The organism is Streptomyces sp. NPDC021356 (genome assembly GCF_040641015.1).
Classification (GTDB): domain Bacteria; phylum Actinomycetota; class Actinomycetes; order Streptomycetales; family Streptomycetaceae; genus Streptomyces.
The window spans coordinates 34209-47689 of sequence record NZ_JBFACU010000008.1 but is presented as its reverse complement, the minus strand read 5'-3'; the positions used below and the strand labels follow the sequence as shown (position 1 = coordinate 47689).

Here is a 13481-nt window from a genome sequence, read left to right as displayed (position 1 = left end):
GCTCCCCGGCCGCCGGCGGGCCGGCCCGGTCGGCGGCCCGGGTTCGCCAGGTACTCGTCCGCGTGGTGCGGAGTGACGCCGGTGCCGTGCACTCCGCCGTACTCCGCCGAGGGGGCGTTGTCACCCGGTGATAGACAACAGCGGACCGGTGAGAGCCGCCGACCGCGACAGGAGAGTTGCCGTGCCCGTGCCCACAGCGTCCACCAGGTGGTTCGAGACCGCCCGCTTCGGACTGTTCGTCCACTTCGGCCTGTACAGCCTCGCCGCCCGGCACGAGTGGGTGCGCAGCCGGGAGGCCATGTCGCAGGAGGCGTACGACCGTTACCTGGAGCGGTTCGACCCGGACCTGTTCGACGCGCGTGAGCTGGCCCGCGCGGCGAAGGCCGCCGGAATGCGCTACGCCGTGCTCACCGCCAAGCACCACGACGGCTTCTGCCTCTACGACTCGGCGCTGACCTCGTACACCTCCCAGCGCGCGGCCGGCCGTGACCTGGTGCGGGAGTTCACGGAGGCGATGCGCGCCGAGGGGCTGCGGGTCGGCCTGTACTACTCGCTGCTGGACTGGCACCACCCGGACTTCACCGTCGACGCCCACCACCCGCTGCGCGACACCCCGGCCGCGCGGGAGCCCCGGGACATGTCCCGCTACCGCGCCTACCTGCACGGGCAGGTGCGCGAGCTGCTGACCGGTTACGGCCCGCTCGACCTGCTCTTCTTCGACTTCACCTACCCCGGCAAGGGGCCACGGGAGTGGGGCGCGCCCGAACTGCTCGCCATGGTGCGCGAGTTGCAGCCGGACATCCTCGTCAACGACCGGCTCGGCGTCCCCGGTGACTACGTGACCCCCGAGCAGTACCAGCCCGACCGCCCCATCGAGCGCGACGGCGCCCCGGTGACCTGGGAGGCCTGCCACACCCTGAACGGCTCCTGGGGCTACGACCGGGACAACCACGAGTACAAGGACCCGGCGCTGCTGGTGCGGATGCTGGTGGAGTCCGTGGCGTGCGGCGGCAACCTGCTGCTCAACGTGGGGCCCACCGGCAGGGGCGCGCTGGACGCGCGGGCCGGGGAGACGCTGCGGGCCGTCGGCGAGTGGATGTCCCTGCACGAGCGGTCCGTGCGCGGCGCCGGTCCGAGCGGGCTCGCGGCGCCCGCGAACACGCTGTGCACCCGCGTGGGACGCCGCCTCTACGTGCACCTGCTCGCCTGGCCGCTCCACCACCTCCACCTGCCGGGGCTGGCGGGCCGGGTGCGCTACGCCCAACTGCTGCACGACGGTTCGGAGATCCGGTTCCACGAACTGGACGGCGCCGAGCACGAGCACGTGAACATGGCACCGCCCGGTCAGCCTGCGGGAACGCTCACCCTGACCCTGCCCGTCACCCGGCCCGACGTCCTGCTTCCGGTGGTCGAGCTGGAGCTGGCCGGGGACGAGTGAGCTGCCCGCCCCCGGCCTCGACGCCCATCAGTACGGGGCACTGAAGCAGTGGCCGGCGGGCAGGGCCTCAGGCGCCCGGTCCCGCGTCCTTCCAGATGGTCAGCCCGGACGCGCGGTCGTTGAAGCCGAAGTCGGCCAAGTTCGCCAGGTGGTGGTACGAGTGCACGCGGAGATCGACGCACCCGTCCGTCTTCGGCACGTCCGTCATCGCCCAGGCGTAGTTGGTGTTGTTGATCACCGAGGAGATGCTGTTGTTCATCGACGCGCCGATGTCCGCGCTGATGTCGAGGTAGGTGTCCCTCTCGCCCCAGCGGATACCGACCGACTTGCCCTGGTAGTTCGCGTCGGTGCAGACGCAGAACTCGTACTTGGCCGCGTTGCAGTCCGAGCCGACGTTCCAGACGCCCACCTGCCACGGCTCGTTCGCGGCCGAGGCGGACGCCGCCGTGCTCGCGCCGAGCACGGTCGCGCCCGCGGCGAGCACGGTCAGGCCGATACCGGCGAGACGCTTGTTGCGCAGCTTCACTGTGTTCCCTGTCTCTCTGTCCGGTACACCGAAGACCCTTCTCATCAGGAGCAACGTGTGCCGCAGGGCCTGGGGTTCACTCCGATTCGCGCGACCTCCTCGCCTCACGCAGGCCCGGGCCCGGCCCGTGGCCCGCCGCGTGGTCGGTGGTGGTCGCCGTGGTCGCCCGGCCGGGCCGGGTCAGCGCGGCCGGACTGCTGCCGCTCGTACGTCGCCGCCCGGAGATCCCCGGCTGTGTCGGCGGCGCCGGCCCGGCCACGCCGCTGTGGGCGGCGCTGGTCCGCAGGCTGGCCCAGGCACTGGGCGGGCCGCGCGGCCTGCCGCACCCCTCCTCTGCCAGGATCTCGCTCCCGGCGAGGTCCCCGCCGGGTTCCGGAACGTCGTCGATGGTGACGACGGCGCCTACCCCGGCGCCCCGGGCCGGGGCCCCACCACCGGCCCGGGCTCCCCCGACGGCACCGTCCTCCTCGGCGTACTGAGGGCACGCGGCTGCCGGGAAGCCACACGCTGACGCCCGGGCCGGCGCCCGGCACCGCCGTACGCGGCGGGCCCGGCGGGCCGCCGGGAGCAGGCCCCGCCAGGTGGCCCCGGCGGACCGCCGGGGGCCGTACAGGCGGCATGATGGGACGGCCCGTACCCGTGCCGGGTGGGGACCGCACCTACGTCCGGATGGAAGAACATGCCTGCTGCACCGGCCGCCGGGGGCGCCGAACCCCCCGTCACTGTCCTGCTCGTCGAGGACGACGACGTGATCCGCCGTTCCGTCGCCCTCGCCCTGGAGCGCTACGGCTACCGGGTCACCCCGGCCGCGGACGGCCTCAGCGGACTGGAGACGTTCCGGGAGGGCGGCCACGACCTGCTGCTCCTGGACGTCATGCTGCCCGGCCTGGACGGGATCGGACTGTGCCGCCGGATCCGGGAGACCAGCACGGCACCCATCCTGATGATGTCCGCGCGCGGAGACTCGCTGGACGTCGTCTCCGGTCTGGAGGCGGGCGCAGACGACTATGTCGTCAAACCCGTGGACACCGCCGTGCTGGTGGCCCGGATCCGGTCGCTGCTGCGGCGCGCGGCCTTCACCTCGGCCGACGGCACACCGGACGGGGCCGCGCCGCCCGCGCCGGCGGCGACCGGTACCGGCGACGGCAGCCGGCTGGAATTCGGCGACCTGACCGTGGACACCGCCGGTCTCGACGTGTTCCGGGGCGGCGAGCCCGTCGCCCTGGCCCCCACCGAGTTGCGCCTGCTGCTGGAGTTCGCCGCGCACCCCGGCGTGGTCCTCGACCGGCAGACGCTGCTGCGCAACGTGTGGGACTACGGCTGGGACGGGGACACCCGGGTCGTCGACCTGTGTGTGCAGCGGCTGCGCAAGAAGATCGGCGCCGAGCGGATCGAGACGGTGCGCGGGTTCGGCTACAAACTCGTGCGGCGCTGACGTGGACACCCTGCGCGCCCTGCTCGACTGGCGTTCGCTGCGCTGGCGGATCGCGCTGCTGGTCGCCGTGGCCTGCTGCGCCGTCGCCCTCACCATCGGGCTGCTGGTCCACGGCAGCACCCGGGACCGGTCGCTGCACGAGGGCGAGGTCAAGGCGCGCAACGCGCTCTCCCTCGCGCTGGAGCGGTACGAACGCGACGGCGTGCCGCAGGACGGGGACGTGACGGACGCCGATGTCATGCCCGACGAGCTGCTGCGGCGGCTCACGGACCGGCGGGCGGACGATCCGGCGGCCACCTGGTACGACGGCAACCAGGTCAGGCCGAGGATGTGGGCCGCACTGCAGTACCGGGGGCAGCCGTACGCAGTGGAGGTCGACATGACCCTCGACCTGCTCTCCCGCAAGGCCCTGGACCGGCACATGTGGAAGTACTCGCTGCTGGCGCTGGCCGTGGTCGTTCCGCTGTCCGCGCTCGCCGCCGAACTGCCCCACCGCAGACTGCGCCGGGTGGCACGGACGGCGCGCCGGATCTCGGCCGGTGACCTGCACGCGCGTACCGCCGCCGGACGCGGCGGGGACGGCGGGCGCGGTGACGAGATCACCGAGATCTCCGCCACCGTGGACGCGATGGCGGACAGTCTGCGCGACCGGCTCGAGACCGAGCAGCGCTTCACGGCGGATGTCGCCCATGAACTGCGTACGCCGCTGATGGGCCTGGTCACGGCGAGCGGTCTGCTGCCCGAGGGCGAGGCGAGCGAGCTGGTCAGGGACCGGGTGGGGGTGCTGCGTACGCTGGTCGAGGATTTGCTGGAGATCTCCCGGCTCGACGCGGGGGCCGAGCGGGCCGAGTCACGGCCGGTGCCGCTCGACGAGGTGGTGGCGGACTCGCTGGCCCGGACCGGCCTCGCGGCGCGGTTCACGGCGGACGCGGTGGCGCCGGTCGAGACGGATCCGCGGCGCCTGGACCGGATCGTCGCCAACCTGGTCGTCAACGCGCACCGGCACGGCCGCGCGCCGGTGGAGGTCACCGTGTCGGGGCCGACGGTGACGGTACGCGACCACGGTGACGGCTTCCCCGAGGAGTTGCTGACGCACGGACCGCAGCGGTTCCGGACCGGGGCCGCCGAACGCGGCCGGGGGCACGGGCTCGGCCTGACCATCGCCCTGGGCCAGGCGCGGGTCATCGGCGCCTCGCTGGACTTCGCCGACGCGCCCGGGGGCGGGGCGATGGCCACGCTGCGGCTGCCCGCCGCCGCTCTCACCTGACCTGCCCCGGCGCGGACGCGCGGCGGGCGCCGGTACACCGCGGGCACGGCTCACTGATACACGGCGGATACACGGACGAGCGGGGACGGAGACGCGGTGCCGGTCTCCTGGAGAACCTCACCCCGCAAGGTGGCTGTCGTGCGTGAACGTCGCGCACTGCCCCTTGGAGGTGCGTTCGCATGTGCCCGGTCACCACCCCCGGGGAGCCCGATGCGTGCCCGGCCGGGGCGCTCCATCGCCGCGGATCCCGCCTGCCGTCCCTGCTGCGGTGTCCGTCGAGAGGACACCTGGGCGCGGCCTGCGCAGCGGGGATCACGGCGCTGGCCGTCCTGGTGGTCCTCGCTGTCGTCACCCATGGGGGCGGGGGCCTCCAGGACGCCGGTGCGGCCGGGTCGGCATCGGAACAGCCCTCGCTGCCCTGGCCGGCCGAGGGACAGACGAGTGTGTCCGTCGAGGGGTTCGGCGCCCGGGGCGACCTCGGGTCGCGGGGCGGGCGGACGCCGGTGCCGGTCGCCAGCGTCACGAAGGTGATGACCGCGTACGTCGTGCTCCGCGACCATCCGCTCGGGGCGCACGAGCCGGGCCCGGACATCACCGTGGACCAGCGGGCCGCCGACGAGTCCGTGTCCGGGGTCGAGTCGACCGCGCGCGTCGACGCGGGACGGCGGCTGAGCGAACGCAAGCTGCTGGAACTGATGCTGATTCCCTCCGGGAACAACGTCGCCCGGCTGCTGGCCCGTTGGGACGCCGGATCCGAGGAGGCGTTCGCCGCGAAGATGAACCGGGCCGCCCGGGGCCTGGGCATGCGGGACACGGTGTACACCGACGCCAGCGGCATCGGGCCGACGAACACCAGTACGTCGGGCGACCAGTTGAAGCTGGCCCGGCAGGTGATGCGCGATGCGGCGTTCCGCTCGGTCGTCGCCATGCCGTCCACGACCGTGCCCGGCGTCCCGGGATCGATCACGAACACCGACACGCTGCTGGGCGAGGACGGGGTGATCGGGCTGAAGACCGGCTCCAGCACCCCGGCGGGCGGAAACCTGATGTGGGCGGCGAAGGCACCCGACCGGGACGGGCACGAACGGCTGGTGCTGGGCGTCGTACTGCACCAGCGGGCGGGCACCGATCCGCGGCAGGGTCTGGACGCCGCGGTGGAGGCCGGCCGTTCGCTGGTCGAGGGCGTACGCCGGTGGGTGGCGACGGCCGTGCCGGGGAAGCGGTGACAGCGGCCGTGACGACCCCTGCGGACACCCCTGGCGCACCACCACCAGGACCTGCGTCCGCCCGGATACGGCAACCAGGCGCACGCTCCGGCAGGTGGCGGCGGGGTCGGACGGCGTCGGCCGCCGCACCGCCGGCCGTCCTGCTGATGGCGGGCCACCGTCTCGTCCCGAACGGGCCCGGACACCTCCGCAGCCTCGTCGAGACCTTCCTGCCCTGGACCGGGCTCGTCGTGCCGGCGCTGCTGCTGTGCGCGCTGCCGCGGCGGTCCGCGACCGCCGCGGTGGCCGCCGCCGTGGTCGCCGCGGTGTGGTGTTCGCTGTTCGGCGGAACACTCCTCGACAAGCGGGCCGACGGCGGGTACCTGACCGTCGTGACGCACAACGTCGACGAGCACAACCCCGACCCGGCGGGCACCGCACGTGCCCTGGCCGCCTCGGGCGCCGACGTGGTGGCGCTGGAGGAGCTGGGCGACGCGACGGCCACCTACCGCCGGATCCTGGCCGCCCGCTACCCGTACACGGCGGTGCACGGCACGGTCGGTCTGTGGAGCCGGTACCCGGTGAGCGACGGCGGTACGGTCGCCATCGCGCCGTGGCCGCGCGCGCTGCGCGCCACCGTGCACACACCGAAGGGGCCGGTCGCCGTCTTCGTCGCCCACCTGATGTCGGTCCGGTTCGCCCTCGGCTCGGGCTTCGGCGTGCGTGCCCGTGACGCGGCGGCGCTGCGGCTGGCCGCCGCGCTGCGCGCCGAACGGCTGCCGCGCGTGGTCGTGGTGGGCGACTTCAACGGCACCACCGACGACCGGGCGCTGGCTCCGGTCACCTCCCGGCTGCGTTCGGCCCAGGCCGAGGCGGGGGCCGGGTTCGGTTTCAGCTGGCCGGCCGCGTTCCCGGTGGCCCGCATCGACCAGATCCTGGTCCGGGGTGTCGATCCCCGGTCGGCCTGGTCGCTGCCGGCCACCGGCAGCGACCACCTGCCGGTGGCGGCCTCACTGCGGCTGTGACGCCGTCCGTGCCAGGGCGGCCTCGATCTGCCGCAGGGTACTCCTGTAGACGGAGCGTTGCGCCAGGCGCCGCAGTTCCTCGCGGGCGTCCGGTCCGGTGAGGCGGGCGAGCGCGTACACGGCGCCGTTGGCCACCTTCGGGTTGCACGGGCCGTGCTCGGGCACCACGCGCAGGGCGGTGTCGACCAGGGCGCCGAGCGCGGTGGCCGTCTCCTCGCACGGTCGGGTGCGGGCGAGCAGCCAGGCGAGTCCGCGCAGGGCGTTGGCGTTGAACGGGTCGAACAGCTCGTTGACCGGGGCCTCGTGGTAGTCCTGGCGCAGGGTGAGTGTGCGCGGGCGGCCGGCCAGTGCCAGCCAGGGCAGGGCACGTGTCCGGAAGGCCTCGGGACCGATGTCGTCGAGGAGCGCGCCGCCCTTCCTCTCCCATGTCGCGGTCGGCTTGGCCGTCCTGGCGGTGGCGGCGTGGGCCAGCAGGTCCCGCCAGGCCGGGCGGAGCGGGAGTACGTCGGCCATGGCGGTCTCGGCCCACTGCTCGCCGACGCCGAGCACGGGCTCGGTCATCCGGTCGGCCAGTTCCCCGAGCCCGGAGTACCTGTCGTCCGCCCCGCGCCGGAACGCGGCGACGACGGCGGGCGACAGCGGGCGGCCCGCGTCGAGTTCGGCCTCGGCGAAGCTCACGCTCTCGCCGATCGGCCGCCAGCGGTCCTCGGTGTCGGCGAGCGCCTCTCGCCGCTCGGCGACCAGCGTCTCGCCGGGCAGGCCCCGGGAGAGGACGAGGGAGAGGTACAGCAGTGCGTGCCGCAGTTCTCGGTCCGCCGGCCCGAGCCGGGCGGGTATGGCCGCCACCAGCGGTTCCCGCATCGGGGCCGGCCGGCCGGCGAGCTGCTCGACGACCTGAACTCGCCGTCGTCGCCGTGGGTGAGGGTGATCTCGGCGGTGATGGCGGTGCTGGTGAGCTTGATGTGGCGGACGGCGGCGGCGCGGCGCAGGGCGCCGAGGAAGCAGGCGGCCCAGCCGGCGGCGAAGAGCTGTTCGGGGTTGGTGGCGTCGCCGGCGCCGCCGAGTTCCTTGGGGATGGCCAGGGTGTGTTCCAGCAGGCCGTCGGCGGAGCGGGCGGTGCCGCCGTTGCGGCCTTCGCCGGTGACGTCGACGCGGGCGGTGTAGGTGACGGCCATGACGGTTCTTCCTGCGTGTTTCGCGGGTGGGTTGTGGAGGTGTCTGTGTGTGTCTGGGGCCTCCTTCCGGGGTGACACTCAGACTCTCCGTGTCACCCGTTCAGGCGGTGACGTAAGCATGGCAGGCGACCGTGTCACCCGTCAAGCCAGTGACGCACATCGGAGACCGCATGTCTGTCGGTCGGAAGAGAGAAACAAGGCGTCGGCAGCCTGAGAGAACGGCCCCGGAGGATCTCCTCCGGGGCCGTTCTCGTGCGGTTGCTCGAACGCCTGCACCGCCGAGGCCAGTTACTCCCGGGCCGCCGGGCCGCCCCGGGCGCGGCGCACCCGCGCTCCGTGGGCCAGCCTGATCCGTGCCAGCTCGAACGGATACCGTGCCGCCGCCGCGTGGGACTCGGCGCGCGCGTACATCTCCGCGGCTTCCGCCTCCCCCCTCGGCCGTCATCGCCAGCGCCCCGCGGGTGAGCAGGGCGAGGCGGGGCGAGATGCCGGGAGGTCCGGCGTCGCGTGCGGTTAAGGCGTGGGCGCGGGCCTGCGCCGTGCGCCCGGTGTGCAGGGCGGCCTCGACGAGGTCGAGCAGGGTTCGTGAGGCCTGGTGGGCGTAGGGCCGGAACGTTCCCGGCGTGGTGATCGTGATGGCGTACGGTTACGCGGTCTCGTAGTCGCCGGTGCTCAGGGCGGCCGTGGCACCGGCGGCGTCGGCTGTCTGGGTCAGGAACCCGACGCCGCGGGGACGGGCCCAGGAACCGGTCATCGCCTGCAGTTCCCGCGCCGCTCCCACCTGCCCGCGCAGTGCGGCGAGCTGGGCCAGGTAGCCCCGGCTCTGATGCGCGAACAGCTCATGGCGGTGTTCCGCTGCCAGGGCCAGGGCGCGTTTCCCCGTGCGTTCGGCCGCGTCCCACTCACCGACCGCCATCTGGTCGAGCATGATCAAATTGGGCATGGCCAACGCCGGGTGGAGCGCCGCTCGACGTGCACGATCTGCCCGGGTTCGCCGTCCACCTGAGCGACATGTACACCGAGTACCCGGAGCTGCCGCGACTGATCACCTGGCAGTTCGTCCAGCACGGCGGCGAGCCGGCCAGCGCCTGCCCGGTGGAGAGCGTCCGGTCCCGGATCGCCGCCATCGCCGGGGCGCAGGCCGACGGGGTCGACTCCGGCCGCTTCGAGGCCCGCGTGCTGTTCATGCTGCTGATCCACGTCGCGATGCTGTGGAACATGGCCGGCCCCGACGTCCTGGCGGCCGTGGACCTCACCGACCCCGAAGAGCGCCGTGAGATCGTCCGGTCCGTGGCAGCCGCGCTGGTGGAGGACGGCCGGCACTGAGGCCGGTTGCCGGCGCGCTGCCGGTCCTCGCGGCGGCCCTCCCGGCGCCGGAGCCCCACCCGCGGACGGGGGCGACACCGCCAGCCGATGCCGCGCACGTGCGGGCCGTCGTGCGACCGCTCCCCGGCCGAACAACCGGGCGTTATCTGGCGATTGCGCCCCGCCTCGCCTGCCGGACTCCGCCCCGGTGCCGGGAACGTGATCGGCGTTGGTAGCGTCCACCCCGTTGAAGTGTGAACTGCAACGACCTCATGTTGCACATCTAGCACTGATCAGGGGTGGAATTTGAGCGCGGACCATCGCAGAGGCCGCAAGAAGACAAGACTGCTCGCCTACGCCGCGGCGTCGGCCATCGCCGTGGCCGCCACGGCCGGCTCGCTGGCCGTGGCATCGCCCGGAACCGGAGGGCCCGGTGGTGCCGAAGCCGCCCGTCCCGGCGCCCGGTTGCAGGCGGAGTTCGAGAAGGCCGCCCAGGAGTTCGACGTCCCGCTGAGCGTGCTGATGGCGGTCTCGTACCGGCAGACGCTGTGGGAGGACCACGACGGGCTGCCGAGCACCACGGGCGCGTACAACGTCATGGGGCTCACGGACGTCGACCCCGGCAGCCTCCAGGACGACACAGCGTCGCGCGAGCAGCAGCTCGACCGCATGAACCGCAGTGGCGACCCGGCCGTGGAGAAGCACTTCGACCCGGCGAAGGCGCTCAAGGGCGCCGGCAAGCAGGCCGTCGACACGAGCGACCCGCGGCTGCACACGCTGAACGAGGCGGCCGGCCTCATCGACGTCCCGGCGCAGAAGGTGCGCGGCGACGCCCGGCAGAGCATCCGGGCCGGTGCCGCCCTGCTCGCCAAGTACCAGAAGGCCGCCACCGGTTCGCTGCCGAAGGACGCGGGTGCCTGGTACCCGGCCGTGGCCCGGGCCAGCCAGGCGACGGACACCAAGGGCGCGCAGCTCTTCGCGAACCGCGTCTACGACTCGATCCGCACCGGTGAGCAGCGCGTCACCGCGGGCGGCGAGCACGTCACGCTCGCGGCCGACCCGGCGGTCGAGCCCGCGCGGCAGGCGGACCTCAAGCTCGCCAAGGCGACCGTCGCCACTGTCGCCGCCAACGCGACCGCCGACTGCCCGTCGACCCTGAAGTGCGACTTCAAGCCGGCCGCGTACCAGCAGAACAGCGGCCCGGACGACTGGGGCAACTACAACATCGCCAACCGTCCGGTGGCCGGCGGCGAGATCAACTCCATCGTCATCCACGACACCGAGGGCACCTACGACGCCTCGCTGAACGTCTTCCAGAACCCCGCCTCGTACGCCAGCACCAACTACCTCGTCCGCGCCTCCGACGGCCAGGTCACCCAGGTCGTCGAGAACAAGAACGAGGCGTGGCACGCTGCCAACAAGAGTGTCAACATGCACTCGATCGGCATCGAGCACGAGGGCTACGCGATCAAGAAGGGCAGCTGGTACACCGAGCCCGAGTACGAGTCCTCGGCGACCCTGGTGAAGTACCTGGCCGCCAAGTACGGCATCCCGCTGGACCGTGAGCACATCATCGGTCACGACGAGGTGCCGGGCGTCCTGGACGCCAACGTGAAGTCCCAGCACTGGGACCCGGGCCCGTTCTGGGACTGGAACCACTACATGCAGCTGCTGGGCGCCCCGACCGGCGCGAGCGGTGCGGGCGGTCTGTACAAGGCCGGTCAGGTGATCCGCATCGTGCCGCCGTTCACCACGGCGAACCAGCCGACCCTCACCAACGGCGGCGCCGCGGTCGACAAGCAGCCGGCGAACTTCGCCTACCTGTACACCGGGCCGTCCACCAGCTCGGCGCCCCTGTCCGACGCGTACCTGGGCAGCCAGACCGCCACCGAGGGCCCGAACTGGGCCAACAAGGTGGTGGCCGGCGGCGAGTACGTCGTCGCGGAGGCGCAGCGGGACTGGACCGCCATCTGGTACGGCGGGCAGAAGGCCTGGTTCTACAACCAGGGCGGTCAGTTCGCCACCCCAGTCGGCACGCCGGACACGGTCACCCCGAAGGCGGGCGCCACGTCGGTCCCCGTGTACGGGCGTACGTACCCGAAGGACACGGACTACGCCGGCACCGGGGTCGAGGTCCAGAAGCAGAACAGCGACTCGCTGACCAAGTACAGCATCGCGGCCGGGCAGAAGTACGCGCTGGCCGGTGCGGCCGTGAAGGGCTCGTACTACAACAGCGGCCTGATCGACGGCACGGGCACCGGGTCGCGCGTGATGGTCGTGGGCAGCAACACCTTCTACCCGATCCGCTACAACCACCGGCTCGCCTGGGTGCGCGCCGAGGACGTGGACGTGGTCAAGGGTACGGCTCCCGACCCGGCCACCGACCGCAACAACATCCTCGGCCGCGACGCCTCGGGTGTGCTGTGGCAGTACCAGGGCAGCGGCAGCACCTCCGGTCCGTTCCTGCTGCGCTACCGCGTGGGCGGCGGCTGGGACACGTACGACGCGATGACGCCGATGACGGCGCTGCGCGCGGACGGCACCGGTGACATGGTCGCCCGCGACAAGAGCGGGGTGCTGTGGTACTACAAGGGCAGCGGCAAGCCGTCGGCGCCCTTCCTGTCGCGCGCCAAGGTCGGTTCGGGCTGGAACACCTACAACGCCCTGACCGGCGCCGGGGACCTCACCGGTGACGGCAAGGCGGACCTGATCGGCCGTGACGGCTCGGGCGTGCTGTGGCTCTACCAGGGCACCGGCAACGCCGCCGCGCCGTTCGCCGCCCGGACCCGTATCGGCCCCGGCTGGAACACGTACAACAACCTGACCGCCACGGGTGACGTGACCGGTGACGGCAAGGCGGACCTGATCGCCCGGGACGGCTCGGGCGTGCTGTGGCTCTACCAGGGCACCGGCAACGCCGCCGCGCCCTACGCCACCAAGACCCGTGTCGGCCCCGGCTGGAACACGTACAACGTGCTGGTCGGACCGGGTGACCTGGACAAGGACGGCAAGCCCGACCTCGTCGCCCGGGACAGCTCGGGCGGGCTCTGGTTCTACAAGGGCCAGGCGAGCGCCACCGCGCCGTTCGCCGCCAAGTCCAGCGTCGGCGGCGGGTGGAACACCTACAACACCATCCTCTGACGCCCGCCGCCGGAACGGCTGAACGGCGACACACCTGACCGTCCGCCCGCGGCGCCGCGGCCGCCCCGTACTCCGGGGCGTGCCGTGGCGCCGCGGGCGGACGTGCGTCGTCCCGGGGACCGGCCGTGCCCCCGGCCGGCCGGCCAGGTGGCGGAGACCGGGCCGCTACGGTGACCCCATGACCGACAACAGCTTCTGGGACAGCTCTCCGGACGAGGCGGTGGCGCGGCACGGGGAGTTCCGCCTGACCGTCGCCCACCCCCCGCTCCCCGGCCCCGAGGGGCGGCTCGCCGCTCATGACGCGGCGCGGGCACGGGAGTTCGCCGCCGCGTTCGGCACGGTCGACGCGGTCCTGGAGGACCTCGGCACCGTCCCCGCCACCGACGCGATCCCCCTGTGGACGCGCACGGACCTCGACCTGGTCCGGGTCGGCTGCTGGGGCGGCGTGACCGAGATCCGCGACGCCGCGCTCGCCAACACCTCCGGGACGTTCCCCGTGGACGAGCAGGCGGACGCGCTCGCCCGGCTCTTCCCCGGTGCGGTCGTCGTCGCTTCGGCAGTCGTCGACCACAACTCGCCCTACGGAGCATGGAAGTTCGTCCACCCCAGCGGCGTGAACGTCTTCGCGGCGGGCTGGGGCGGTCAGGGGGACTGGACCGTGCTCGGGGATCCGGCTGCGGTGGTCGCGGCCTTCGGCATCGACCCCGCGCGCCTCGCCGAGAAGGGCATCGACACCGGCGCCGAGCCGGGCGCCCTCGACTGGTCCGGCCTGGCCCGCCTGGCGCTCGCCCGCGTCGCCCCGCTCGACCGGCGCGGCCTCTCGGCGTCCGTCCTCCGGGTCCGGCACACCGAGGAGGCCACCGGGGACATGGAGGAGACCTGGATCGAGTCGTGAGGACCACGTGACGAACCCGGGAAGGTGTCGTATTGACGGGGACATGCCTTGCGAGCCGCCGGGCACCGG

11 protein-coding genes are annotated in these 13481 nt (G+C 73.2%); 8 read left to right on the top strand and 3 right to left on the bottom strand.

Annotation, left to right across the window (positions count from 1 at the left end):
* The first annotated feature begins 181 nt into the window (after window positions 1–181).
* The gene (locus tag AB0G56_RS12580) at window positions 182–1438 is read left to right on the top strand and encodes an alpha-L-fucosidase (protein WP_360967795.1); all 1257 of its coding nucleotides are present in this window, start codon (window positions 182–184) and stop codon (window positions 1436–1438) included.
* Window positions 1439–1505: 67 nt separating this feature from the next.
* On the opposite strand, the gene AB0G56_RS12575 is transcribed toward AB0G56_RS12580, so the two are convergent.
* Complete coding sequence (locus AB0G56_RS12575; RefSeq protein ID WP_360967792.1) at window positions 1506–1964, bottom strand: peptidase inhibitor family I36 protein; 459 nt, start codon at window positions 1962–1964, stop codon at window positions 1506–1508.
* 679 nt (window positions 1965–2643) lie between these two features.
* Here AB0G56_RS12575 and cseB point away from each other — a divergent pair.
* From cseB to AB0G56_RS12555, 4 genes are all read left to right on the top strand, one after another.
* Entirely contained in the window at window positions 2644–3399 is a 756-nt protein-coding gene (gene cseB, locus AB0G56_RS12570; protein ID WP_360967789.1) for a two-component system response regulator CseB, read from the top strand.
* A 1-nt stretch (window position 3400) separates the two neighbouring features.
* Window positions 3401–4666, top strand: coding sequence for a HAMP domain-containing sensor histidine kinase (locus AB0G56_RS12565; RefSeq protein WP_360967786.1), 1266 nt, complete (start codon window positions 3401–3403; stop codon window positions 4664–4666).
* A 179-nt stretch (window positions 4667–4845) separates the two neighbouring features.
* The gene (locus AB0G56_RS12560; protein WP_360967783.1) at window positions 4846–5892 is read left to right on the top strand and encodes a serine hydrolase; all 1047 of its coding nucleotides are present in this window, start codon (window positions 4846–4848) and stop codon (window positions 5890–5892) included.
* Complete coding sequence (locus AB0G56_RS12555) at window positions 5889–6896, top strand: endonuclease/exonuclease/phosphatase family protein (protein ID WP_360967780.1); 1008 nt, start codon at window positions 5889–5891, stop codon at window positions 6894–6896. The genes AB0G56_RS12560 and AB0G56_RS12555 overlap by 4 nt, the downstream gene beginning before the upstream one ends.
* Window positions 6897–7570: 674 nt before the next feature.
* Here AB0G56_RS12555 and AB0G56_RS12550 read toward each other — a convergent pair.
* Both AB0G56_RS12550 and AB0G56_RS12545 read right to left on the bottom strand, forming a co-directional pair.
* Window positions 7571–8071 (bottom strand): OsmC family protein, encoded by a 501-nt coding sequence (locus AB0G56_RS12550; protein WP_360967778.1) that lies wholly within the window; start codon window positions 8069–8071, stop codon window positions 7571–7573.
* A 646-nt stretch (window positions 8072–8717) separates the two neighbouring features.
* Window positions 8718–9014, bottom strand: coding sequence for a hypothetical protein (locus AB0G56_RS12545; RefSeq protein ID WP_360967776.1), 297 nt, complete (start codon window positions 9012–9014; stop codon window positions 8718–8720).
* A gap of 29 nt (window positions 9015–9043) precedes the next feature.
* On the opposite strand from AB0G56_RS12545, the gene AB0G56_RS12540 reads away from it, so the two are divergent.
* The 3 genes from AB0G56_RS12540 (at window position 9044) to AB0G56_RS12530 (ending at window position 13412) form a co-directional block, all read left to right on the top strand.
* Entirely contained in the window at window positions 9044–9397 is a 354-nt protein-coding gene (locus tag AB0G56_RS12540) for a hypothetical protein (protein WP_360967773.1), read from the top strand.
* A 285-nt stretch (window positions 9398–9682) separates the two neighbouring features.
* Window positions 9683–12517, top strand: coding sequence for an N-acetylmuramoyl-L-alanine amidase (locus AB0G56_RS12535; protein ID WP_360967770.1), 2835 nt, complete (start codon window positions 9683–9685; stop codon window positions 12515–12517).
* Between the two features lie 178 nt (window positions 12518–12695).
* Window positions 12696–13412 (top strand): DUF6333 family protein, encoded by a 717-nt coding sequence (locus AB0G56_RS12530; protein ID WP_360967767.1) that lies wholly within the window; start codon window positions 12696–12698, stop codon window positions 13410–13412.
* Window positions 13413–13481: the final 69 nt, after the last annotated feature.